At 70.5% G+C, this 22,709-nt stretch carries 24 protein-coding genes; 10 read left to right on the forward strand and 14 right to left on the reverse strand.

Features of this window, described 5'->3' with window-relative positions:
• The first annotated feature begins 76 nt into the window (after positions 1–76).
• Entirely contained in the window at positions 77–280 is a 204-nt protein-coding gene (locus OF380_RS18105; protein WP_264046386.1) for a hypothetical protein, read from the forward strand.
• 7 nt (positions 281–287) lie between these two features.
• Here the strand turns inward: OF380_RS18105 and OF380_RS18110 are convergent, their stop codons facing one another.
• On the reverse strand, positions 288–1,406 hold the full coding sequence (locus OF380_RS18110; RefSeq protein ID WP_264046387.1) for a helix-turn-helix transcriptional regulator: 1,119 nt from the start codon (positions 1,404–1,406) through the stop codon (positions 288–290).
• A gap of 216 nt (positions 1,407–1,622) precedes the next feature.
• On the opposite strand from OF380_RS18110, the gene OF380_RS18115 reads away from it, so the two are divergent.
• The 5 genes from OF380_RS18115 (at position 1,623) to OF380_RS18135 (ending at position 5,158) form a co-directional block, all read left to right on the forward strand.
• Entirely contained in the window at positions 1,623–2,258 is a 636-nt protein-coding gene (locus OF380_RS18115) for a TetR/AcrR family transcriptional regulator (protein WP_264046388.1), read from the forward strand.
• 82 nt (positions 2,259–2,340) lie between these two features.
• Positions 2,341–2,799 carry a DUF2852 domain-containing protein gene (locus OF380_RS18120; RefSeq protein ID WP_264046391.1) on the forward strand — a complete coding sequence of 153 codons (459 nt, stop codon included), beginning with the start codon at positions 2,341–2,343 and terminating at the stop codon, positions 2,797–2,799.
• A 179-nt stretch (positions 2,800–2,978) separates the two neighbouring features.
• A complete protein-coding gene (gene upp, locus OF380_RS18125) occupies positions 2,979–3,617 on the forward strand; it encodes a uracil phosphoribosyltransferase (RefSeq protein ID WP_264046393.1) in 639 nt (212 codons plus the stop codon).
• Between the two features lie 100 nt (positions 3,618–3,717).
• Positions 3,718–4,728 (forward strand): NAD(P)H-quinone oxidoreductase, encoded by a 1,011-nt coding sequence (locus tag OF380_RS18130; RefSeq protein ID WP_264046395.1) that lies wholly within the window; start codon positions 3,718–3,720, stop codon positions 4,726–4,728.
• Between the two features lie 127 nt (positions 4,729–4,855).
• A complete protein-coding gene (locus tag OF380_RS18135; protein ID WP_264046397.1) occupies positions 4,856–5,158 on the forward strand; it encodes a flagellar basal body-associated FliL family protein in 303 nt (100 codons plus the stop codon).
• A gap of 29 nt (positions 5,159–5,187) precedes the next feature.
• Here OF380_RS18135 and OF380_RS18140 read toward each other — a convergent pair whose 3' ends face one another.
• From OF380_RS18140 to OF380_RS18170, 7 genes are all read right to left on the reverse strand, one after another.
• Positions 5,188–6,069 (reverse strand): 3-hydroxybutyryl-CoA dehydrogenase, encoded by an 882-nt coding sequence (locus OF380_RS18140; RefSeq protein ID WP_264046398.1) that lies wholly within the window; start codon positions 6,067–6,069, stop codon positions 5,188–5,190.
• Between the two features lie 181 nt (positions 6,070–6,250).
• Positions 6,251–7,198, reverse strand: a complete 948-nt coding sequence (locus OF380_RS18145; protein WP_264046399.1) for an electron transfer flavoprotein subunit alpha/FixB family protein — start codon at positions 7,196–7,198, stop codon at positions 6,251–6,253.
• Between the two features lie 88 nt (positions 7,199–7,286).
• Complete coding sequence (locus OF380_RS18150; RefSeq protein WP_264046400.1) at positions 7,287–8,036, reverse strand: electron transfer flavoprotein subunit beta/FixA family protein; 750 nt, start codon at positions 8,034–8,036, stop codon at positions 7,287–7,289.
• Positions 8,037–8,199: 163 nt separating this feature from the next.
• Positions 8,200–8,772 carry a cob(I)yrinic acid a,c-diamide adenosyltransferase gene (locus OF380_RS18155; protein WP_264046402.1) on the reverse strand — a complete coding sequence of 191 codons (573 nt, stop codon included), beginning with the start codon at positions 8,770–8,772 and terminating at the stop codon, positions 8,200–8,202.
• 134 nt (positions 8,773–8,906) lie between these two features.
• Complete coding sequence (locus tag OF380_RS18160; RefSeq protein ID WP_264046404.1) at positions 8,907–9,521, reverse strand: acyloxyacyl hydrolase; 615 nt, start codon at positions 9,519–9,521, stop codon at positions 8,907–8,909.
• A 185-nt stretch (positions 9,522–9,706) separates the two neighbouring features.
• The gene (locus tag OF380_RS18165) at positions 9,707–9,892 is read right to left on the reverse strand and encodes a twin transmembrane helix small protein (protein WP_264051389.1); all 186 of its coding nucleotides are present in this window, start codon (positions 9,890–9,892) and stop codon (positions 9,707–9,709) included.
• A 107-nt stretch (positions 9,893–9,999) separates the two neighbouring features.
• Positions 10,000–12,738: a TIGR02302 family protein gene (locus tag OF380_RS18170; protein ID WP_264046406.1), complete on the reverse strand. Its 2,739-nt coding sequence runs from the start codon at positions 12,736–12,738 to the stop codon at positions 10,000–10,002.
• 184 nt (positions 12,739–12,922) lie between these two features.
• Here OF380_RS18170 and OF380_RS18175 point away from each other — a divergent pair, with 184 nt between their 5' ends.
• Positions 12,923–13,450: a tellurite resistance TerB family protein gene (locus tag OF380_RS18175; RefSeq protein WP_264046408.1), complete on the forward strand. Its 528-nt coding sequence runs from the start codon at positions 12,923–12,925 to the stop codon at positions 13,448–13,450.
• Positions 13,451–13,454: 4 nt separating this feature from the next.
• Here the strand turns inward: OF380_RS18175 and lysA are convergent, their stop codons facing one another.
• The 5 genes from lysA to OF380_RS18200 all read right to left on the reverse strand — a co-directional run bounded on the left by lysA (position 13,455) and on the right by OF380_RS18200 (position 17,411).
• Positions 13,455–14,732 (reverse strand): diaminopimelate decarboxylase, encoded by a 1,278-nt coding sequence (gene lysA / locus OF380_RS18180; RefSeq protein ID WP_264046410.1) that lies wholly within the window; start codon positions 14,730–14,732, stop codon positions 13,455–13,457.
• A 170-nt stretch (positions 14,733–14,902) separates the two neighbouring features.
• The gene (lptM, locus tag OF380_RS18185; protein ID WP_264046412.1) at positions 14,903–15,256 is read right to left on the reverse strand and encodes an LPS translocon maturation chaperone LptM; all 354 of its coding nucleotides are present in this window, start codon (positions 15,254–15,256) and stop codon (positions 14,903–14,905) included.
• Between the two features lie 102 nt (positions 15,257–15,358).
• Positions 15,359–15,655, reverse strand: a complete 297-nt coding sequence (locus OF380_RS18190; RefSeq protein WP_264046413.1) for a 3',5'-cyclic-nucleotide phosphodiesterase — start codon at positions 15,653–15,655, stop codon at positions 15,359–15,361.
• 199 nt (positions 15,656–15,854) lie between these two features.
• Positions 15,855–16,604 (reverse strand): coiled-coil domain-containing protein, encoded by a 750-nt coding sequence (locus tag OF380_RS18195; RefSeq protein ID WP_264046415.1) that lies wholly within the window; start codon positions 16,602–16,604, stop codon positions 15,855–15,857.
• Positions 16,605–16,784: 180 nt separating this feature from the next.
• The gene (locus OF380_RS18200) at positions 16,785–17,411 is read right to left on the reverse strand and encodes a DUF1134 domain-containing protein (protein WP_264046417.1); all 627 of its coding nucleotides are present in this window, start codon (positions 17,409–17,411) and stop codon (positions 16,785–16,787) included.
• Between the two features lie 142 nt (positions 17,412–17,553).
• On the opposite strand from OF380_RS18200, the gene OF380_RS18205 reads away from it, so the two are divergent.
• Complete coding sequence (locus OF380_RS18205; protein WP_264046419.1) at positions 17,554–18,042, forward strand: YHS domain-containing (seleno)protein; 489 nt, start codon at positions 17,554–17,556, stop codon at positions 18,040–18,042.
• Between the two features lie 13 nt (positions 18,043–18,055).
• Here the strand turns inward: OF380_RS18205 and OF380_RS18210 are convergent, their stop codons facing one another.
• Positions 18,056–18,916 (reverse strand): 3'(2'),5'-bisphosphate nucleotidase CysQ family protein, encoded by an 861-nt coding sequence (locus OF380_RS18210; RefSeq protein ID WP_264046421.1) that lies wholly within the window; start codon positions 18,914–18,916, stop codon positions 18,056–18,058.
• A 183-nt stretch (positions 18,917–19,099) separates the two neighbouring features.
• Here OF380_RS18210 and chpT point away from each other — a divergent pair, with 183 nt between their 5' ends.
• Together chpT and OF380_RS18220 are read left to right on the forward strand one after the other, a co-directional pair.
• A complete protein-coding gene (chpT, locus tag OF380_RS18215) occupies positions 19,100–19,831 on the forward strand; it encodes a histidine phosphotransferase ChpT (RefSeq protein ID WP_264046423.1) in 732 nt (243 codons plus the stop codon).
• A 188-nt stretch (positions 19,832–20,019) separates the two neighbouring features.
• Positions 20,020–22,701 carry a hybrid sensor histidine kinase/response regulator gene (locus OF380_RS18220; protein WP_264046425.1) on the forward strand — a complete coding sequence of 894 codons (2,682 nt, stop codon included), beginning with the start codon at positions 20,020–20,022 and terminating at the stop codon, positions 22,699–22,701.
• Positions 22,702–22,709 lie beyond the last annotated feature (8 nt).

Genomic DNA, 22,709 nt, shown 5'->3' on the forward strand with positions numbered 1-22,709 from the left:
GTCGGTGCGCTCTCATGTCGCTCTCACGTTACTTGAGGGAGCGATCATGCAGTCTAGGTGGACGATGGCCCCGTGGATGCGTCGGCGGATTGCACGCTACGTTCAGCGCGGCACCAGTGACCGGGTCATCGCTTGCCTCGTGGCACCGGCCGGCGCGCCGACCCCGCAGGACACGCCCGGCATACCGGCCTGGCAGAACGGTCAAGCCGACCTGTCCAACGTCATCCTGTTTCGCGCGCTGGGCAACCGCACCGCGCGGCCGGGTTCGAGACCGCACTGAGGCCTCCTCACTGGATCAGGCTGAAGCCTGAGATCAGGCGTGCCAGGTCGACCTGACGCGTGACGCCGGTCTTGGCGAAGATCGCCTTCACCTGACTGCGGATCGTCGCCAAGCTGACGTTCTGCTGCGCGGCGAGGATCGCGATGGTGGCACCGTCGGCGATTCCCCGGGCGATGCGAGCCTCGGCGGCGGTCAGGTCGAACAGGCCAGACAGCAGGGCGGTACCGGGAACGGGCCGCGGCATCACCGGCGTCGCCACCATCAGCATCGTCCCCCCGCCGAACACATCCTGGGCCGCGCCCCGCATGGGCAGGAGGTGCACGACGAGGGCCGGGTTCTCCGCATCGGCCGGAACCGGGATGGAGCGGGCGGCCCGGCCGGCACGGCCCGCGATCGCGTCCGCCAGCAGGGCATCGGCACCGGGATGGGACAGGATGATCCGCTCGCGCTGGTCGCGGACCACCCGGGGCACGAGGCCGGCGAACCCGGCATTGCGGTATTGCAAGCGGCCGGCGCCCGAGAGGATCGCGGCCGGAAGCCCTAGCATCTCCAGGGCCTGGACGGAGGCGTGGGCCCGCTCCAGCTTGAGCCGGGCCGAGAGCAGGGCGGCCCGACCGAGATGCGGTCGCAGCGCGTCGAGGGCGCGACTGGCCTCGCGCGGCACCGGCCCGTCCGCGAAGCGCCGCTCGATGCTGAAGATGAGCGTATCCCCGGTGGAGAGCGGAAACGCGGTGGCCGTGCCCCAGCCGAGGCCACGCGGGCGCAGGAAGTTCTGGATCAAGGCGTCTCGGGCGAGTTCGTCCGGCGTATAGACGTCCTGCTCGGTGATGAAGCCCGCGTGTCGCGCGCCCAGGAGCTTGGCGGTGCGCTGGCCCTGGCTGCCCCACCCGCCCGACGCGAAATCGGCCATGACCTGATCGAGGCTCGCCGAGTTGATCCAGCGATAGGCCATCAGATCCGCCGCAATGAGGACCGAACCTTGGGCGCCAGCAATCTCCGCGAGGTGATCGAGCACGGAAGGCCAGAGTTCCGGCAACACCGCCGCCTCGTAGATTAGATCCGTCAGCGTCTCGTTATCATCATTGATGTTGTTCCCGTCCACGGCATTTGATCCCAGGCCGAACATCTTATCGTCTCGTCAGTATATTGATCCTTATATTGACATCCGACACAAGGCCATCACCCGGGATAATTCGGCAATCGTTTCACCATCACGCCTCCGTGATTGCAGCAGAGGCATCTGTTCCGGTACGCGACGGCGCTCGAAACCCTTGCTCATCGTGCTAGGGAGGGGGCGATTGGAACCCCTCGCGCCCGGTCGAGCGAGGGTGGGGAGAGTGGCGTGCGACATTGGCGCGAGGGGCCGGAAGACCGGCGCAGCTACCATCACGGCAACTTGAAGGAGGCGCTGATCGAAGCGGCGCGCCGCTTCATCGCCGAGCGCGGCATCGGCGGCTTCACCCTTGTGGACGCCGCACGCCTGGTCGGGGTAACCCCGGCCGCCCTCTACCGGCATTTCCGCGGCCGGGAGGCGCTCCTCGAGGAGGTGGCGGGACGTGGCTTCGCCGATCTCGCCGAACGCCTCGCCCGGGCCCTCGGTGCGCGCGGGACCCCGCTGGAGCGGTTCACCCGGATGGGCGAGGCCTACCTCGCCTTCGCGGAGGAGGAACCCGGCTACTATGCGGCCATCTTCGAGACGCGGGGTCTCGCCGCCCCGCCGAACGCGGCGCCCGGCGAGCGCCCGAGCCCCTTCGATCTCCTCGTGGACGCCCTGCAATCGACCTTTCCCGAAGGGTTCGGCGGCGTGGCGCCGCGCTTCATCGCCCTGGAGGTCTGGGCGCTGTCGCACGGCCTCGCGACCCTTTCGGCCTCGGGGCACCTGCCGAAGGGGGCGGGCATGCCGGACAAGTACGAACTGCTCCGCGCGGGGGTGCTCGCCCTCGTCCACGGGGCTGGAGGTGCGCGGGAGCGGCCGTAACACGGACACGGACCGGCCCCTTGAAAGCCGGGCCGCGCATCCGCATGTGAATGTCGTTCACATTTACATCGGAGCCGTAGCCGTGAGCTTCTCCTCGACATCCCCCTTCGCCACCGGGAAGGCCTGCCGCAGCGGCCCCTTCCCACGCCGGTCCGTCGAGATCGGCGCGATCGTCGTCGCGTTCATCTACTGGTGGCCGCTGGCCGCCGCCTACGTGGCCTGGAAGGTCGCGGGCTATCCCGCCCTGTCCGAACTGCGTGGCTTTGCCGGTCGCGGCCTGTCCTGGAACTCGGGAGCGGCGCGTTCGCGCTTCGCCGCCGCGTTCGACGCCGCCAATGGCGGCGGCGTCACCGGCAACCGCGCCTTCGACGAGTACCGCCGCAGCGAACTCGACCGGCTCGACGCCCAGCGCCGCGCCCTCCAGGAGGAGAGCCGCGCCTTCGCCGAGTTCGTGGAGGAGCTGAAGCGGGCCAAGGACCGCGAGCAGTTCGACGCCTTCATGCAGAAGCGCCGCGCCGCCGACACCACCCGCTCGGTCTGATCGAGCGCGTCCGGCAGGATCGAGAGGGCTTCCGGCGCTTGAGCCGGGAGCCCTTTTTCGTGGACGGGCGGCACGCTGCGCCCTCGCTCGCGGCCGGGCGATGCTCTAGGAATTTCCCTTCGGTCACGCCTCGGTTTCCCCCGCCCAGGAACGGACCTCGGTTTCAGGGAGATCCAGCGATGCAGGCAGCGGCGAGCGTCCGGGTGGTGGACCACCCCCTCGTGCAGCACAAGTTGACGCTCCTGCGCCAGCGCGAGCGCTCGACCAAGGGCTTCCGCCAGATCCTCAACGAGATCGGCATGCTGCTCGCCTACGAGGTCACCCGCGACCTGCCCCTGGAGAGCGTGACCATCGAGACGCCGATCCAGGCGATGGAGGCGCCCCAGATCGCCGGCAAGAAGCTGGTCCTGGCGCCGATCCTGCGCGCGGGCGTCGGCTTCCTCGACGGCATGCTCTCCCTGGTACCCTCGGCCCGCGTGGCGCATGTGGGCCTCTACCGCGATCCCGAGACGCTGGAGGCGGTGGAATACTACTTCAAGGCGCCCTCCGACCTCGTGGACCGCACGGTCCTCGTCCTCGACCCCATGCTGGCGACCGCGAACTCGGCGGTGGCGGCGATCAACCTCCTGAAGCAGCGCGGCGCCCAGGATTTGCGCTTCGTCTGCCTGCTCGCCGCCCCGGAGGGCATCGCCCGGCTCCAGGCCGCCCATCCGGACGTGCCGGTCTGGACCGCCGCCATCGACAGCCACCTCAACGACCACGGCTACATCGTGCCGGGCCTGGGCGACGCCGGCGACCGGATGTACGGCACCCGCTGATCCGCCTCGCGGAGCGAGCACACCGTCCGACCTTGCCGACGGATCTTGCCAAGCGGCGGTCGACCCGCCCATGTGCTCCAAAACCCTGGAGGAGCGCACGATGACAGCCAGCCTGCCCGAGACCATGCGACAGATCCGATTCAACGGAGCCGGCGGGGCGGACGTGCTCGCCCTGGAGACCGTGCCGCTGCCGAAGGCGGCCCCCGGACAGGTCCTGATCGAGGTGGTCGCGGCCGGGATCAACCGGCCCGACATCCAGCAGCGGGAGGGCAAGTACCCGCCGCCGAAGGGCGCCACCGAGATTCCCGGCCTCGAAGTGGCCGGACGCATCGTCGCGCTGGGCGAGGGCACGACGGGCTTCGCGCCGGGCGATGAGGTCTGCGCCCTGACGATCAGCGGCGGCTATGCCGAGTTCGCCGTCGCCGAGGTGGGGCAATGCCTGCCGAAACCCCGCTCCCTGTCGCTGATCGAGGCCGGGGGCCTGCCGGAGAACTATTTCACGGTCTACAGCACGGTGATCGAGCGCGGGCGCCTGAAGGCCGGCGAGACTTTCCTGGTCCATGGCGGGTCGAGCGGCATCGGCTCCACCGCGATCCAGATCGCCAAGCACCACGGCGCCCGCGTCTTCGCCACCGCCGGCTCGGCCGAGAAGTGCGACTTCTGCCGTGAACTCGGGGCGGATGCGGCGATCAACTACCGCGAGGCGGACTTCGTCGAGGTCGTGAAGGGCCTCACCGACGGGAACGGCGTCGACGTCATCCTCGACATGGTCGGGGCCCCCTACCTCGCCAAGAACCTCTCGGCCCTCGCCATCGAGGGACGTCTCGTGCAGATCGCCTTCATGCAGGGCTACAAGGTCGATGCCTTCAGCATGACCCCGATCATGATGAAGCGCCTCACCTTCACGGGCGCGACCCTGCGCGCCCGGCCCAAGCCCGAGAAGGCCGCCATCGCGCAGGGGCTCGCCCGAGACGTCTGGCCCCTGCTCGAAGCCGGGACGATCCGCCCGATCATCCACGCGACCTTCCCGTTGGAGGAAGCGCGCCGGGCGCACGAACTGATGGAATCGAGCGCCCATCTCGGCAAGATCATGCTCACCACGGGGCGCTGAGCGTCATCCCCGCGAGCCCTTCTGGAACTCCGCTCTCGACCGTCGCGTTTCAGACCCGAGCATCATGCCGGAGCGCTCTCGCTCCGGCAGCATCGCCGGTCGCCGAGACCGGTCAAGCGAGGATCGAATGGCGGACAATCTACACGGTCAGGAAGCCCGGCAGGGCAAGCGCGGCAAGCCGGTTCTCTACGTCCTCATCGCCAGCCTGGTCCTGCTCGCCATCGCCATCACCGGGCTGATGACCTGGCAGGGTGCGAACTCGCCCAAGGACTATGCCAGCCAGAGCCAGGATGCGTCCCGCAAGGAAGTGACGGGTTCGGTCTCGGGCAAGTCGAACGCGACGTCGACGTCCAACACCGGCGGCACGCCGGCCGAGAACCCGGCCTACCCGGCGCCGGCCCAGCCCTCGGCCAACGGCAACAAGCAGTAAGTCGAACGCATCACCCGTGTCGCCCCGCCTCAGCGGGTCGGCACGGGGGTTTCGCCGCGATAATCGTAGAAGCCGCGCTTGGACTTGCGTCCGAGCCAGCCGGCCTCGACGTACTTCACGAGCAGCGGGCAGGGGCGGTACTTCGAATCCGCCAAGCCCTCATAGAGCACCTGCATCACCGACAGGCAGGTATCGAGGCCGATGAAGTCGGCGAGTTGCAGCGGGCCCATCGGATGGTTCGCGCCGAGCCGCATGGCCGTGTCGATGGATTCCACCGAGCCGACGCCCTCGTAGAGCGTGTAGATCGCCTCGTTGATCATCGGCAGCAGGATGCGGTTGACGATGAAGGCCGGGAAATCCTCCGACATTGTCGAGATCTTGCCGAGCTTGGCGATGAACGCCTTGGCCGATTCGTAGGTCGGATCCTCGGTGGCGATGCCCCGGATCAGCTCCACGAGCTGCATCACCGGAACGGGATTCATGAAGTGGATGCCGATGAAGCGCTCCGGCCGGTCCGTCGAAGCGGCCAGGCGCGTGATCGAGATCGACGAGGTGTTGGTGGCGATCAGCGCATCCGGCTTCAGGGACGCGCAGAGCGTGCTGAAGATCTGGCGCTTGGTCGATTCGTCCTCGGTCGCGGCTTCGATCACGAGATCGCACGGCGCGAGGTCGTCGAAGCTCTCAGCCCCCACGATGCGGGCGACCGCCGCGCGGCGCTGATCGTCTCCGATCGTCCCCTTGGAGACCTGCCGGGCAAGATTGCCGTCGATGGTGGCGAGACCGCTATGGATGCGGCCGGGGTCGCGGTCGTTCAGGCGGACGTCGAGACCCGCCATCGCGCACACATGGGCGATGCCGCTGCCCATCTGGCCGGCGCCGATGATGCCGACCGTTCTGATATCGATGCCCATCGCCTGCACTCGCACCCCTCGGACGTGACATGACCGGCGGCCGGACCCCCGTCCGGCCTCCTCGGACGCCCGCGTCGCTTATAACGTTGCGCGGCGGCGGTCTCCTAGAGCAATTCCATGCCGGGACGCCGCCGTCTTGAGGCCGGCCCCGGCGTGCCGGGACCGGCTGACATAAATCGCTTCAGGCCTTCGACTTGGCGATCTCGGCTTGCAGGTCCGGCACGACCTGGAACAGGTCGCCCACGAGGCCGTAATCCGCGACCTGGAAGATCGGGGCGTCCTCGTCCTTGTTGATCGCGACGATGACCTTCGAATCCTTCATGCCGGCGAGGTGCTGGATCGCGCCGGAGATGCCCACCGCCACGTAGAGGTCGGGGGCGACCACCTTGCCGGTCTGGCCGACCTGCCAGTCGTTCGGGGCGTAACCCGCATCCACGGCCGCGCGAGAGGCGCCGACCGCCGCGCCGAGGGTGTCGGCGAGCGGCTCGATCAGCTCCTTGAACTTGTCGGCCGAGCCGAGCGAACGCCCGCCCGAGACGATGATGCGCGCGGCGGCGAGTTCCGGACGGTCGGATTTCGCGATCTCCTCGCCCTTGAAGCTCGACCGGCCGGCCTGGGCGGCGGCCGAGACGGGCTCGATCGGTGCGGCGGCGCTCCCCTCGGCGGCCGGCTTGAAGGCGGCGGTCCGCACGGTGATGACCTTCTTGGCCTCCGTGGCCTGCACGGTCTGGATCGCGTTGCCGGCGTAGATCGGCCGCTCGAACGTGTCGGGCGAGACCACCGTGATGATGTCGGAGATCTGGGCCACGTCGAGGAGCGCGGCGACGCGCGGCAGCACGTTCTTGCCCGTGGTGGAGGCCGCCGCGATGACGACGTCGTAGGGCGCGGCGATGGCGGCGATCAGGGCCGCCGTGGGCTCGGCCAGGGCGTGGTCGTAGGCGGCGTCCTCGCCGATCAGCACCTTCTCGATGCCTTCGAGCTTGGCGGCGGCTTCCGCCGCCGGGCGGCTACCCGAGCCGAGCACCAGGGCGTGGACCGGGCCACCGAGTTGCGTGGCGGCAGTGAGGGCCTTCTGGCTGGCGTCGCGCACCGCGCCGTTGTCGTGCTCGATGAAGAGGAGAGTGGCCATGATGGGGTGAGATTCCTCGAATGGGCCGGAGCCGGATCAAGGGGCCCGTCGCCATCCCGGCGCCGGACCCCGCTTGTGGAGCCGCTGCCTAGAGCACGCCGGCCTCGACCTTGAGCTTCTGGACCAGGACCGCGGCCGATTCGACCTTGACGCCCGCCTTACGGCCGGCGGGCTCGACGGTCTTCAGCACCTTGACGCGCGGCGTGACGTCGACGCCGAGGGCGTCGGGCGACATCTCCTCCAGCGGCTTCTTCTTGGCCTTCATGATGTTCGGCAGCGAGGCGTAGCGCGGCTCGTTGAGGCGCAGGTCCGTCGTCACGATCGCGGGCAGCGTCAGCGTGACGGTCTGCAGGCCGCCGTCGATCTCGCGGGTCACATCGATGGAGCCCTCGCCGAACTCGACCTTGAAGGCGAAGGTGCCCTGGGGCCAGTCGAGGAGCGCGGCCAGCATCTGGCCGGTCTGGTTCGAATCGTCGTCGATGGCCTGCTTGCCGAGGATGACGAGGCCGGGCGCCTCCTTCTCGACCACGGCCTTGAGGATCTTGGCCACCGCCAGGGGCTCCACAAGCCCGTCGGTCTTGACCAGGATCGCCCGGTCGGCCCCCATGGCGAGGGCGGTCCGCAGGGTCTCCTGAGCCTGCTGCGGGCCGATGGAGACGGCGACGATCTCCGTGACCTTGCCCTTCTCCTTCAGGCGGATCGCCTCCTCGACGGCGATCTCGTCGAAGGGGTTCATCGACATCTTGACGTTGGCCAGATCCACGCCTGACCCGTCAGCCTTGACCCGGATCTTGACGTTGTAATCGACCACCCGCTTGACGGGCACCAGAACCTTCATGGCGTTCACAATCCTCCGCGCGGACACTGTTGTTCGACCGGGCCGGCGCGGCGGGTCTCCGTACAACCGGAGATCCTGAACCCTGGTCATTGAGGCGGCGGACCGTAACGGCCTCATTTCCGCCTTGTCAACGCGCGCCGCACTGCCGCGCGGCGCCGCGCGGTCAGCGGTTCTTGCCCGGAACCCAGAGCACGTCGTCGGCGCCGTTGGCATTGGCCGTGCGGCTCGCCACGAACAGGAAATCCGAGAGGCGGTTGAGGTATTGCAGGGCTTCGGCCGAAACGACCTCGCCCTCGGTGGCGGCCAGCGCCACGGCGAGGCGCTCCGCCCGGCGGCAGACCGTCCGGGCGAGGTGGAGGGCGGCGGATGCGGGCGAGCCGCCCGGCAGCACGAAGGACTTCAGCGGCGACAGGTCGGCGTTCAGGGCGTCGATGTCCCGCTCGATCCGCTGGACCTGCGCGGCGACGATGCGAAGGGGCTCGTACTTCGGCGGCTCGACGCCCTCCGGGGTCGCCAGATCCGCCCCGAGGTCGAACAGGTCGTTCTGGATCGCCCCCAGCATGGCGTCGAGGCCGGGTTCGGCATGCAGCCGGACGAGGCCGATGCAGGCGTTGGTCTCGTCCACCGTCCCGTAGGTCTCGATGCGCAGATCCGCCTTCGAGCGCCGCTCGCCGCTCGCGAGTGCGGTGGACCCCTTGTCGCCGGTGCGGGTGTAGATGCGGTTGAGCGTGACCACGATGTCGTCCGATCCCGATGAGGCCTGATGGGCGCGAAGCTAGCGCGATTCCGTCCGAGAGGAAGCCGCAGGAACGCGAAGGGCCAGTCACACCTGCGCGCGACTGGCCCCGACCTTCGAAGACCCGAGGGGGATCAGAACGTGTAGCCGAGCTTCCCGCCGAAATTGGTCAGGCCGCGATTGTTGGCGCAGAGGCCGGCATTCGACATGTGCTCCACCGTCGCCATGATGCTCCAGTGCTCGGTGAGGCGGAAGCCGAGGGCGGCGGCCTCGCGGAACAGCGGGTTGCAGCCCAGCGTGTTGAAGCCGTCGGGCGCCGTCGCCTTCGGACCGGTATAGCCGTTATGCGCGCCGGCGCCGAAGAAGCCTTCGAGGAAGACGATGTTGTTCAGGGTCTGCGGGAAGAGGTCCACGCTCCAGGTCGCGCCGATATAGGCGTAGCTGGTCCGCCCGCCGAAATTGTAGCTGCCGCCCACGGTCGGACGGGGCACGAAAGCCTGCCAGAAGGGATCGACGCTCACCAGCGGCTTGGCGAAGAGGATTTCGCCGTTGATGTTGCTGGTGTTGTGCTCCGCGCTGCCGGGGTCCTGGACCGACCCGCCGATGCGGACCTCGGAGACGATGCTCAGCGGCTTGACCGGGCTGACATAGGCGGCCGGCGAGACGGACCGAAGGTCGGCGGCCTGGACCGGCACGGTCGCGGCGAGGGCGACGGCAGTGGCGGCGAGGCGGAGCGAGTGGGCTGGCATGAAGCGGTTCCGGTTGAACCGGTCCTGTCTAGCATGCGGCCCGGCGTCCCCGGCAGGCATCGTGAACCGATTCGGGCCTTCCCGGCGCCGATAGCCGCGAGGTGAGCCCCCGCGGCCACACCCGCCCCGAGTTCACCGACGCGCCTCGCCCGGGGGGATTAAGCCGATGCGAGCCGAAATCCCGGTCAGGCCGAACGCCACCAGACCACGCCCATGATGAGGATGATCGCGATGAACTGCAGCAGCACGCGCAGGCGCATCAGCTTCTGCGAAACGTTGGCGCTGCCGCCGCGCATCATGTTGACGAGGCCGAGGAGCAGGATGACCGCCACCGCGACGCAGGCCAGGAGGACGAGGGTATTGGAAGAGATCACGGCGTCGGGTCTCGCGGCTGTCGGGTCGTTCGAGGTACCATCCATATGGGCGCGATGCCCGCCGGAGCCCATGGGGCAGGGCGGCGCATCGCACCCGATCCGCGTCAGTTCCGCCGCAGCAGGCGCTCGAAATAGTCGAGCTCCTCGCGCGGGCGGCTCGGGTCGCCGAGCTTGCGGCGCAGCTCCTCCATGATGCGCCGGGTGCGCTGCACGGCCGATTCGTCCGCCGTCGGCACGCGGGCATTGCCGCTCGTCATGTCCCGGCCCTTGGTCGGCCGGCCGAGGGGGTCGTCCTCGCGGCTGCCGGCCTGGCCCTGCTGGCCCGGCTGCTCGCCGCTCTCACCCTTGCCCTCGCCTTCGCCTTCCGCCTCCGCCATCTCCTGCATCTGCTTCTGCATGCCCTCGGCGCCGCGCTTGAGCCCCTCGAGGGCGCGGCCCTGCGCATCCACGGCGTCGCCGTCCTTGCCCTGGCCGAGGGCGCCCTCGGCCTCGCGCATGGCCTCTTCCGCCTCGGACAGGCCCTCCTCGCCCTGCATGCCGAGTTCCTTCATGCGGCGCTGCAGGTCCTGCAAGCGCTCGCGCAGGGCCTGCTGGCGCTGTCCGCCGCCCTGGCCCTCGCCCTTCTCGCCCTTCTGGCCTTGACCCTGCTGACCTTGGCCCTGCTGACCTTGGCCCTGCTCGCCCTGCTGGCCCTGGCCCGGCTGGCCGGGCGGTCCCTTCTGACCCGGCTGGCCCTGCTGGCCGCGCTGGGGGTTCTGGCCGCGCGAGCCCTGGCGGGGCTGGCCACGCTTGTCCTGGCCTTCCTTGTAGGTCTCGTCCCGCAGGGCCTGCTGCTCGCGGGAGAGCGCGTCGAGTTCGTCGGCCTGCTTGCTCATCTCGCGGCCGTTCGGGTCGGGCTTGCCACCCGGCTCCGCGGTCTGGAGGTTCTCCAGGATCTCGCGGAGCTGGTCGAGGAGCCGCTGCGCCTCCGCGGTGTCGCCGCGCTTCATGGCCTCGGCCATGTCGTTGAGCATCTTGTTGAGGTCGTCGGGCGTCACGGTCTTGGCGTTGGGGTTCGGCGGCGCCTTCTCGGCCTGCGGCTTCCCATCCTTGCGCTGGCGCTCGGCCATGCCCTTCATGAAGGCGTCGAGCGCCTTCTTCAGATCCTCCGTGAGCTTCTTGATCTCCTCGTCGGGCGCATTGCGCTCGATGGCCTGCTTCAGGTTGTCCTGGGCCGCGCGCAGGCTCTTCTCGGCGTCCGTGAGATCGCCATCCTCGATCTTGAGGGCCATCTGCCAGAGCAGGTCGGCCACCTCCATCAGGGCCTCGTCGTTGTGCGCCACCCGCAGGCGGCGCGACGCCGTCTTGAGGCCGAGGAAGACGCTCGGCTGCGGGGTGAAGCGGTCGGGCGCGATCAGGAGCGCGTCGAGGGCGGTCTGCACCCGGCCACGGCTCTCGTCCGGGGCGGTGATGAGCCGCCGGCGCTCCTCGGCGAGGGCCCGTGCCAGGGGCTGGGCGAAGACCCGGGCCGGCAGCGTGACCTCGGCGGCCTGGGTGCGCCCCTCCTGGCCGGCTTCGTCCTTCACCACGAGGGTCAGGCGCACCCGCGCGCCGGACCACGGATTGTCGGTCAGATCCACCAGGGTCTTGGTGTCCTGCTCGCCCGTGGCATCGGCGGGCAGGGCCAGGGCGATTCGGGGCGGCGGCACCAGCGCGCGCGCGTTGGCGAGGGACTCCACGATCCCCTCCGCCGAGGCGATGCCGTAATCGTCCTTGGCCCGGTAGGTCAGGTTGAAGGTGCCGCGGGCGTTGGCCTCCAGGGCGCCGATGCGGCGGACCTCCGGGACCGTGTCGGGAATCGTCTCGATGACGAGGTGCCGGGTCGCGTCGCCCGTGGTGATGGTGAGGTCCGCCACCCCGCCGGTGAGCTGGAAGCGGTCCTCGCGCAGGTCCGTCTGTGGGCGTTCACCGGCCGGGGGTTTCCCACCGATCGAGGGCTTCCCACCGGTCAAGGGCTTCCCGCCGGATGATGCGTCCTTGCCGGGCAGCGGTTTCAGGCCGGCATTGGGCGCGAGTACGGCCTCGCCTTGACCGGCGATGCGGATGATCAGAGTGGAATTGACCGGCGCGCGCAGGTGCGGCGACTCGCCGGTCATCGCCACCACGAGAGGCGGCAGGCGGGTATAGAGCGGCGGGTCGATCCAGCCGTCGACGCGGAAGCTGGGGCCGCCCGGGGGCGGGGCCTGCCAGGCGAAGGCGCTCGCGATGCGCGGACGCCATTCCGCCCCGGCGACGAACAGGCTCGCGGCCGCCGCCACCAGCAGCGCCGCCCGCAGGGCGAAGGGGTCGCGGCGCGCCATGGCGGGGCGGGGGGGCCCGGCCTTCAGGATCGCCACGGAAACGGCGGCGCGCGCCTGATGCAGGGCCCAGAGAGCCCGCGTCGCCGGATCCCCGGTGCCCAGGGCCAGCGTGTCCTCGATCGACGAGGCGGGGTGGTGAACGGCGCGTCCGGACTCCGCCGCCTCCCGGTCGATCCGCGCCAGGGTCTCACGGCGCGAGGCCCGGCGCAGGCCGAAGAGGGGCAGCAGCACCGCGACGAAGCCGACGAGGAAGAGGGCCAGCCCGATCATGCGCCCGAGGGGCGGCAGATCGAGCCAGAGGCCGAGCCAGGACAGGGTGAGGAAGGCGAGGATCACCGCGATCCCGCGCCAGAGGATGGGCCAGGCCCGCTCCCAGAGCCCGGCCGCCTGAGCGCGGGCGACCAGACGATCGAGCCGCTGGCGCAGGTCGTCCCCGCCGGCGTCGCGCGCCTGTCCGCTGCGCGTGTGGGTGCTTCCGGAGGTCGCCGGGTCGGCCTCGCCCATCGTGTCTGGCTCCTCGCGCGCCGCATCGGCGCCGCGCCTGCCCTGAGGCTAGCATGGTGGCGGCTGCGTGCGGCGGGGTCAAATCACCCCAGGGGTGCGGCGCCGGTGGCGGGTATCCGGATGAACCGAGCGCGCTGCTCAGGTGTTGCTGCCTCGATCCGGAACACGTGAAAGGATGCCCGCCATGGTGGATGCCAAGCCAATCGTCGATGCCCTCGTGCGCTCGCGCCGGGGTGGCCTCGCGGCGGCGACGGCCCTGGGCGGCCTCGCCCTGGTCGCCGGGCTCGCCGCCCGGGCGCTGCGGGGGAAGGCGGAGCCGGCGCCAGTGCAGGACCCGGCCCAGGCCCCGTCACTCCCCGCCGTGGACGAGGACGAGGCCCGCCTCATGCTCCGCGCCATGGTGGCGGTGACCCTCGCGGATGGGCAGATCGACAAGGACGAGCGCCAGCGCCTCGACGCGGCGGTGCAGGCCTCCGGAATCGCGCGCGATGCGGCAGCCTGGCTCGCAGCCGAGATCGCCGACCCGGCCGACGTGGACGAGATCGCCGAGCGGGTGACGAACCCGGAGCAGGCGACGCGGATCTACTCGGCCGTGCGCCTCTCGATCCTCGCCGATACGCTGCAGGAGCGCGAGTTCCTGAAGACACTCGCCGCCGCCCTCGACGTGCCGGGGGAGGCGATCAGCCGGATCGAGGCCGAGATCGACGCCTGATCCGTCAGGCGGCCGGGGTCAGCCACTCCGGCACCCGGTCGAGGGCGATCAGGTCCTCGTAGGTCTGGCGCGGACGCACGATGGCGGCGTCCGCGCCGCGCACCAGAACCTCCGGCACGAGGAGACGGGAATTGTAGGTGCCGGCCTGGACTGCCCCGTAGGCGCCGGCACTCATCACCGCGATCAGGTCGCCGGGGGCGACCTCGGGCATCTCGCGGGCGAGCGCGAGGTAATCCCCGCTCTCGCAGACCGGCCCGACCACGTCGGCGACGAGGCGCGGTGCGTCGGGGGCCGGCTCCCGGACCGGCCGGAGGGCGTGGTAGGCGTCGTAGAGCGTCGGGCGGATGAGGTCGTTCATCGCCGCGTCCACGATCACGAAGGTCCGTCCCTCCGTGCGCTTCACGTAGATCACCCGGGTCACCAGAATGCCCGCGTTGCCGGCGATCATGCGGCCGATCTCGAAGACGGGGCGCAGGCCGAGCGGCGCGAAGTGCGGTCGCAGGATCGCCGAGAGGGCGGCCGGCTCCGGGGGCGGCGCGTTGTCGTCGCGGTAGGGGATGCCGAGACCGCCGCCGAAGTCGATGTGGTGGAGGGCGTGCCCCTCGGCCATCAGTTCGCGGGCGAGACCGGCCAGCAGCCCCGCCGCATGGTCGAAGGGCGCGAGATCGGTGATCTGGCTGCCGATGTGCATGTCGACACCGGTGATCGCGAGGCCCGGCAGGCCGGCCGCATGGGCATAGACCGCCCGCGCCCGCGCCAGCGGAATGCCGAACTTGTTCTCGGACTTGCCGGTGGAGATCTTCGCGTGCGTTCCGGCATCGACGTCGGGATTGACCCGGATCGAGATCGGCGCCGTCAGGCCGAGGCTGGTGGCGACGGCGGAAAGTTGCGCGAGCTCGGGCTCGCTCTCGACGTTGAAGCAGTAGATGCCGGCCTTCAGGGCGGCGGCCATCTCACCGTGCGTCTTGCCCACGCCGGAGAACACGATGCGCTGGGGATCGACCCCGGCCGCGAGGGCACGACGCAGCTCGCCCTCCGACACGATGTCCATGCCGGCCCCGAGCCGGGCCAGGGTGGTCAGGACGGCCTGGTTCGAGTTCGCCTTCATGGCGTAGCAGACGAGGGCGTCGTCCCCGCCGAAGGCCTGCGCGAAGACGCCGTAATGCCGCTCGAGGGTGGCGGTGGCGTAGCAGTAGAACGGCGTGCCGACGCGGGCGGCGAGCTCGGTGAGGTCGACATCCTCGGCCTGGAGGCGGCCGTCACGGTACTGGAAATGGTGCATCGGCCTGCCTGCTCGCGCTCGGGCCCGCTGGCGCGCGCTCGGGCCCTTGAAGATGTCTCACTACCAAGTCTCACGCACCCCGACCCGGGGTCGGGGCCGGCGAGGTCCGGCGGATCGCCGCCGCGCCGTCACACGGGCGACCCGGCATCCGCACGTCCGGGATCGCGCTCCTAGAGGAGGGGATCGAGCAGGAAGGGCTGCTTCGGGATGACGTAGCCGCGCTTGGCGCCGCGCGTCGTCTTCACCGGCGCCTCGGCACCGGAGCCCGGCACCGCGAGGGTGTCGAGTTCGTCACCGGCGCGCACCGCTTCCGGCTCCGGAGCGGCCGTCCCGCCGCCGAGCCCGATGCTCTGGGGCAGCGCGCGCGGACTGGCCACGCCGGCAAGTCCGGTTCGCGGCGCGGTACGCGCGGCCTCCGTCCCCGGCGGCGGCTCCAGCGCGCCGCGCCGCCCGCAGGCCGAGGCCGCGAGCGCGATGAACCCGATCACGGCGATCGTGGACAGGGAGCGGGAACGGAGAAACATCAGCGCATGCGGCCCGGCATTGGATACGTGTCACCATAGCGCCTGCGCCGCCGCGATGCGAGCAGAACGGCGACGCTGTCCCGCGCGGCGTTCGGACGGGCCTCAGCCCTTCTTCTTGCCGTCCGTCTTCTGGTAGACGTCGATGGCCCGGCGGCAATTCTCGGACAGCTTGGTCCAGTTGGTCTGGAAGCACTTGTCGAGGGCCGGATCGTCCGTCGACAGATTACCGCAATAGGTCAGGTAATCACCGGTGCAGTACTTCTTCAGGGTCTCGTTGCCGCGCTTGGTCTGCGGGGCGGCGCCGGCCGGCTGGGCGGCGGGCTGCGCCAGGGCGGGGGCGCCCGCGAGGGCGGCGGTTGCGGCCAGAACGAAGGCGAGCGACGTAAGCTTAAGGGCCATGATGGGGCGCGGTCCGTCTCAAGGTCAGAAGGAATGGGCGATCCGATGAAGCGCCGACATGGTCGAAACATGGCGCGCGGATGGTCGCCGCATGGTCAGGCCGCTTTCTATGCCGCGTTGTCCGTTTCGCGCAACGTGCCCGGCGTATTCCGGCGCACATGACGTGAACGCCGCGTGTGCCGGGACGACGCGCGGGCGCTCAGTTCGAGCGGGCCGGCATCGGGAAGGCCGCGACCGGGGGCAGGCGCTCGCGCTGGATGAGCTGGTCGGCCACGTCCGAGATCCGGCGGCGCAGGTCGGCCTCGCCCTCGCGGCGGGCCATGACCTCGGCCAGGGCATCCTCGGCGGCCGCGAGGCTGGCGCGCAGGGTCTCGCGCTCGGCCACGAGGGCGGCGGTGAGGTCGGGAACGCCGGCCTCGCTGGCGCCCGGCGCGCCGGTGATCTCCGCGGCCTGCGCTGCCCCGTGCCCGGTTCGCGCGGCGAGCAGGTCATCGAGCACGTCCCGGTGCGCCTCCTCGAGCACCTGGAGGGTGGCGATGCCCAGCGCCGCCTCGCGGCGCACCGTCTCCAGGTCGCGTTCGGTGGCACCGAGGGTCTCGCGCGTGGCGGCGATCTCCCCCTCGCGCGCGCGCAGGGTCTCGTCCCGGGCCTCGACGGTGCGGGTCAGGGCGGCGGCTTCCAGGGTGCGGGCACCGATGGCGGCGAGGTCCGCGTGACGATGGGCGGCGATCGCCTCGACCTTCCGCTCGAGCCGGCGCTGGGCCACCGCGAACTGCGCGCGCAGGTAATCCTTCTCGGCGGCGACCTCGGAGACGGAGAGCGGCAGGCGCGCCTCGATCCGGCGCTGGGACAGGCGGGTCGCCCGTGCATTCACCGCCGGCAGCAGCAGCAGGGCGAACAGGCTCGCGGCCAGGAAGCCGAGGGCGAAGATCATCACGGTTTCGATCACGCGGACACGCTCATGCACCAATCCGGGCCCGATAGGGGCGGCGGACGCACCACCCGCCGGAGGCTCCCTGTCTAGCCCATTTCCGACACGATGGGGCAAGGCGTCCGACAGGATGTCCGGCAGTGCAGCGGCGGGACCACAGCGGTCGCGGCCGACCCGGGCGGTCCCTCCGGGCAACCCTCAGAACGGGTTCCAGGTCGCCCTGTCGGTGAACTTCAGGTAGCCGATGTTGATCCCGAGCCGGGCGCCGACCCCGGTCCGGATCGGAACCACCACGATCCGGTCGGCGGTCACCGCGGTCATGCCGAACCCGCCCACGAGGTAGGCCGAGCCGTCGACGCCGCCGAAGCGGCGATAGAGGCTGCCGACGCTCGGCAGGTTGTAGATGAGCATCATGGTCCGGTCGCCGTCCCCACCGAGGTCGAAGCCGATGGAGGGGCCCTGCCAGTAGATCCGGCGCTGTCCGGCATTGCGGGTGTAGAGGGTGCCCTCGCCGTAGCGAACGCCGCCGACGATCGCCCCGGATGCCTCCTGGCCCAGGATGTAGCCGTTGGGCTCGCCCCAGCGCCGGGTGGCCTCCTCCACGAGTTGGGCGAGGCCCCGCGACATCGAGCCGAAGAAGCGGTGCCCGTTATCGACGAGTTCCTCGGGCCGGAACGTGCCCGGCCGGCCGTCCCCGGCCGCGAGGGCGCGGGGCGATGTCCCGAGCAGCAGGCTGGCGGCCAGTCCGGATGCAAGGCCAGCGACGAGCGCGCGGCGGCTCGGCGCCGGGGGCAGGGGGCGGGTGGTCCGTGTCGTCGACGTCATGCCTCGTTCCTCCTCCCGATCCCGCGCCGTCCGGTAGCACTCCGCTAACCGCGTTCCCGCTACGGACGAGGGGTTCCCGGTCGCGGCGCCCGGCGGATGTCTCCACCGTGCTATCCGCGACCATGACGCGAAACAAAGCAACATGTGGTTAACGCGCCGTCACCTGCTCACACGCGGTGCCCCCGCCCTCGCGGGCATGGGCGGCGGGGCGACGCGCGCCGCGCCCCTGCCGGAGCTGCGGACGGGCCCGCTCGCCCTCAACGGATTCGACGTCGTCAGCTACTACCTCGACGGCCCGGTTCCGGGGCGGGGGGCCTTCGAGGTGGCCTGGAACGGCCGGACCTGGCGCTTCGCGGGCGCCGGAAACCGGGAGGCGTTCCGGCGCGACCCGGCCCTCTACGCGCCCCGCCTCGGGGGGTTCGACCCGGTGGGCGTCGCTGCCGGCCGCCTGGTCGACACCGATCCGCTGACCTTCGCCCGGCTCCCGGGCCCCGAGGGCGTCGAGCGGCTCTACCTCCTGCGCAACGCCGAGCACCGCGCGCGCCTGCTCGCCGAGCCGGACATCGCGGCGCGGGCCGAGGAACGCTGGCCGGCGCTGAAATCCCAGATCGAGCGGGATTTTCCCGAATAGGACGGGCTGACCCTCAGACCGGGCTCGCGTCGCGCGGCGGGGCCCGCTCCGGGGTACGGGGGCTGCGCTCCGGCAGGACCAGCTCCGTCGCGTAGCTGGCATGCCCCAGGGCGGCGAAGGGCCCGTTGCGATAGTTCCGGGTGTAGTGCCCGTAGGTCATCGGCCGGCCGGCCGGGGCCACGACGCAGCCGCCGGCCACGGTGAGGATGTGGTCTCCCGCCGCCGTGTCCCACTCCATCGTGGGGCCGCAGCGCACGTAGATATCGGCCTCGCCGGCGGCGATCAGGCAGAACTTGAGGGCGGAGGCGGCGGACCGGGTCGCCCCGACCCGGAGCGCGCCGAGGCAGGCCTCGGTCTCCACGTCGCCGTGGCGGCTGCTCTTCAGGGCCACGAGGCCCCGGGCCGGCCTCGGGCGCACACCGATGGGCACCGTCCCGCCGACCCGTCCCGCCGCGACCGTCGCCTCGAAGGCCCGCGCCCCCGCGCCCCAGACCCGCCCGAGCCCCGGCGCCGCGAGGGCGGCGGCGATCGGGCGGTCCCCGGCGACGAGACCGATATTGACGCTGTATTCCGGGTTGCCGGCGAGGAAGTCCCGCGTGCCGTCGAGGGGATCGACGAGGAAGAAGAGCGGCGCGGGCGGATGATCGTAGGACGATTCCTCGGCGATCACCGGGATGTCCGGCCAGCGTCGTCCGAGCTCGGCGATGATGAAGGCCTCGGACTCCGCGTCGGCCTGGCTCGACGGCGACCCGTCCGGCTTGAGCACGTGCGGGCAGTCGCCGCCATGGTGTCGTCTCAGAATCTCGCCCGCCCGGCAGGCAATCTCCATCAGGGTGGCCGCAATACGGTCGCGCGTCGGCGCATCGATCGACATGATGCGGGGAGGATGCCCGTCCCGCCCGGCCTTGTCGACCCGGAGGACGACGCCCCGGACGCTTTTCAAAGCAATCGGCGCCGTCTATCGGTGCCTCTGACGACCGGACGCGGCCTGCGAAGCGCCTTCCACGATACGCCTGCCAAAATACGCCTGCCGACAAACGCCCGCGCGGAGCGCACCATGATCCCCCTCGACCTCGACGCCCTCGACCTGTCCGCCCTGCTGTGCTCGCGCGTCTGTCACGACGTGATCAGCCCCGTGGGCGCCATCGTGAACGGGCTGGAGGTTCTGGAGGACGAGAGCGACGCCTCGATGCGGGAATTCGCCCTGGAATTGATCGCCAAGAGCGCGCGCCAGGCCTCGGCCCGCCTGCAGTTCGCCCGCATCGCCTTCGGTGCGGCCGGCTCGGCCGGCGCCTCCATCGATCTCGCCGATGCCGAGAAGGTCTCGCGCGGCATGTTCGCCGACGACAAGACGCAGCTCGCCTGGAGCGCGCCGCAGGCGCTCTACCCGAAGAACAAGGTCAAGCTCCTCCTCAACCTCGTGGTGATCGCCCAGAGCGCGATCCCGCGCGGGGGCCTCATCGACGTGGTGGTGCGCGGCGACGGCGACGCCCCGACCCTGACCCTGACCAGCAAGGGCTCGCACGCCCGCATCCCGGCGCATGTGGAGGCGATGATCGCCGGCACGCCCGAGAACGGCACCGTGGATGCCCACGGCATCCTGCCGTTCTATGCAGGCCTCGTCGCCCGCGCGGCGGCGATGGACGTGCGCTTCACCCTCGAGGGCGACACCGTGACGATCGCCGCGACCCCGACGGCCGCCGCAATGCCCGAGACGCCCGCTCCGGCCGGCGGTCCGGAGGACGACCGTCCTTCCGATTCCGAGCCGCCCGAAACCGCCCTGGCCTGAGGCCGCCTGGCCCGGGACGACCGGGCCTGAGGCGCCCGCCTCCGGCCGCCCATGCGGCCGGAGGCGGGATCGGCAAATATTACCCCGAACTCGCACTTTGTCGGAGGGCTGAAACTCTTCTCTAACCGGTTCAGGCTCAAGGTCCGCCCTGCACAGACTGTAGTGCGCGTCTGGACTGAGTGCCTCTCATGGATGACTTGTTGCGTGAGTTCCTGACCGAGAGCGCCGAGCATCTCGACACGGTCGACACCGAGCTCGTCCGGTTCGAGCAGGACCCGAACAATCAGACGATCCTTCGGAATATTTTCCGCCTCGTCCATACCATCAAGGGCACCTGCGGCTTCCTCGGACTGCCGCGCCTCGAAGCCCTGGCGCACGCCGCCGAAACCCTGATGGGGCAGTTCCGCGACGGCATGCCGGTGACCGGCGCGGCCGTGAGCCTCATCCTCGTGACCCTCGACCGCCTCAAGGCGATCCTGGCCGACCTCGAGGCCACCGGCAGCGAGCCCACCGGCAGCGACGACGACCTCATCGGCGCTCTGGAGCAGATGGCCTCGGCCCCGATCGTCCCGGCAGCGCCCGTGGCCGACATCAAGCTGCCCGACCCGGTCATGCGCGAACTGAAGCCCGGCGAGGTCAGCCTGGAGGACCTCGAGCGCGCCTTCATGGAGGCCGAGGGCCCCGATTCCTTCGACGCTCCGGTCGCCGCAGCCGCGCCCGAGCCGGTGGCACCGGCGCCGGCGCCCGCGCCGATGGCCGCGAAGGCGCCCGAGGTGCCGGCGAAGTCCGCCGATGCGCCCGCCGCCCCGGAAGGCGAGGGCGGTGTCGCCAAGGTCCAGACGATCCGCGTCAACGTCGATACCCTCGAACACCTCATGACGATGGTGTCCGAGCTGGTGCTGACCCGTAACCAGCTCCTCGAGATCGCCCGCCGGCACGACGATTCGACCTACAAGGTTCCCCTGCAGCGCCTCAGCCACGTGACGGCGGAGCTGCAGGAAGGCGTGATGAAGACGCGCATGCAGCCGATCGGCAACGCCTGGCAGAAGCTGCCGCGCGTGGTCCGCGACCTCTCGTCGGAACTCGGCAAGCAGATCGAGCTCGTCATGAGCGGCGCCGAGACCGAGCTCGACCGCCAAGTCCTGGAAGTCATCAAGGACCCGCTCACCCACATGGTGCGCAACTCGGCCGATCACGGCATCGAGTCGTCCGCCGACCGCAAGTCCGCCGGCAAGCCGGTGCGCGGCACGATCCGCCTCTCCGCCTATCACGAGGGCGGCACGATCACGATCGAGATCTCGGACGACGGCAAGGGGCTCGACCTCGTCGCCATCCGCCGCAAGGCCGTGGAGCGCAAGGTCGCGAGCCAGCCCGAAGTCGAGCGCATGACCGACGCCCAGGTGGCGAAGTTCATCTTCCATCCGGGCTTCTCGACGGCCGCCGCCGTCACCTCGGTCTCGGGTCGCGGCGTCGGCATGGATGTCGTCAAGACGAACATCGAGCTCATCGGCGGCGTCATCGACATCAATACGCAGCTCGGGCGCGGCACCACCTTCACCATCAAGATCCCCCTCACCCTGGCGATCATCGCCGCCCTCATCGTCAAGGCCGGCGCGCAGCGCTTCGCGGTGCCGCAGGTGGCGGTGCTAGAGCTCGTGCGCGTCGACAAGGCGACGGCCCAGAAGGTCGAGCGCATCAACGGCTCGCCGGTCCTGCGCCTGCGCGAGCGCCTGCTGCCGATCGTCACCCTCACGGGGGTGCTCGGCCAGGAACAGGCGATCGACGCCGTGGACAGCGGCTTCGTGGTGGTCGCCCAGGTCGGGCGCCAGCGCTTCGGCATCCTCGTGGACGAGGTCTTCCATACGGAGGAGATCGTCGTGAAGCCGATGTCCTCGAAGCTGCGCCACCTGCCGCTGTTCGCCGGCAACACCATCCTGGGCGACGGCGCGGTGGTGCTGATCGTCGATCCGAACGGCATCGCGCAGCAGGTCAGCCAGGGCTCGCAATCCGGTGCGATCCCGGTGGAGGCCGAGGCCGAGGAGGTCGAGGCCACCGACGCCAAGGCGACGCTGCTCGTCTTCAAGGGCGGCAAGGACAGCTACAAGGCGGTGCCGCTCTCCCTGGTGACGCGCCTGGAGGAGATCGAATCGGCCAAGGTCGAGTGGGTCGGCGGCCGTCCGCTGATCCAGTACCGGGGCCGCCTGATGCCGCTGGTGCCCGCCGATCCCTCCATCGAGATCCGCAACTCCGGCACCCAGGCGCTGGTGGTGTTCTCCGACGGCGAGCGGGCGATGGGCCTCGTGGTCGACGAGATCGTGGACATCGTCGAGGAGCGCCTCGACGTCGAGATCGCGACCGACCGCTCGGACCTCATCGGGTCGGCCGTCCTGCGCGGCCGCGCCACCGAGATCATCAACATCGCCCACTTCCTGCCGCTCGCCTACGACGACTGGGCGCGCGGCCCGAAGAAGCCGGACCGGCGCAGCTCCACCCTCCTGCTCGTGGACGATTCCGCCTTCTTCCGGGACATGCTGACCCCCGTGCTCAAGGCCGCCGGCTACGGCGTGATCACGGCCGCCAGCGCCGACGAGGCCGTGGCGGCACTCCTCTCCAACGGGCGGATCGACGTGGTGGTGTGCGACCTCGAGATGCCGGGCCGTAACGGCTTCGACCTCGTCGGCGCGATGCGCAAGGTCGAGGGCCGCGTGGCCGGCCTGCCGGTCATCGGGCTCACGGGCTCGATCGGGGCGGACGCCATCCAGCGGGCCCGCTCGCTCGGGATCACCGACCTCGTCGCCAAGTTCGACCGCAGCGGCCTGATCTCGGCCCTGGCCGAGCTCGACGCCGCCAGCCTCGCCGCCGCCGCCTGATCGGCCCC

The sequence above is a fragment of the Methylobacterium sp. FF17 genome (assembly GCF_025813715.1).
In the GTDB taxonomy this organism is placed as follows: Bacteria; Pseudomonadota; Alphaproteobacteria; order Rhizobiales; family Beijerinckiaceae; genus Methylobacterium; species Methylobacterium flocculans.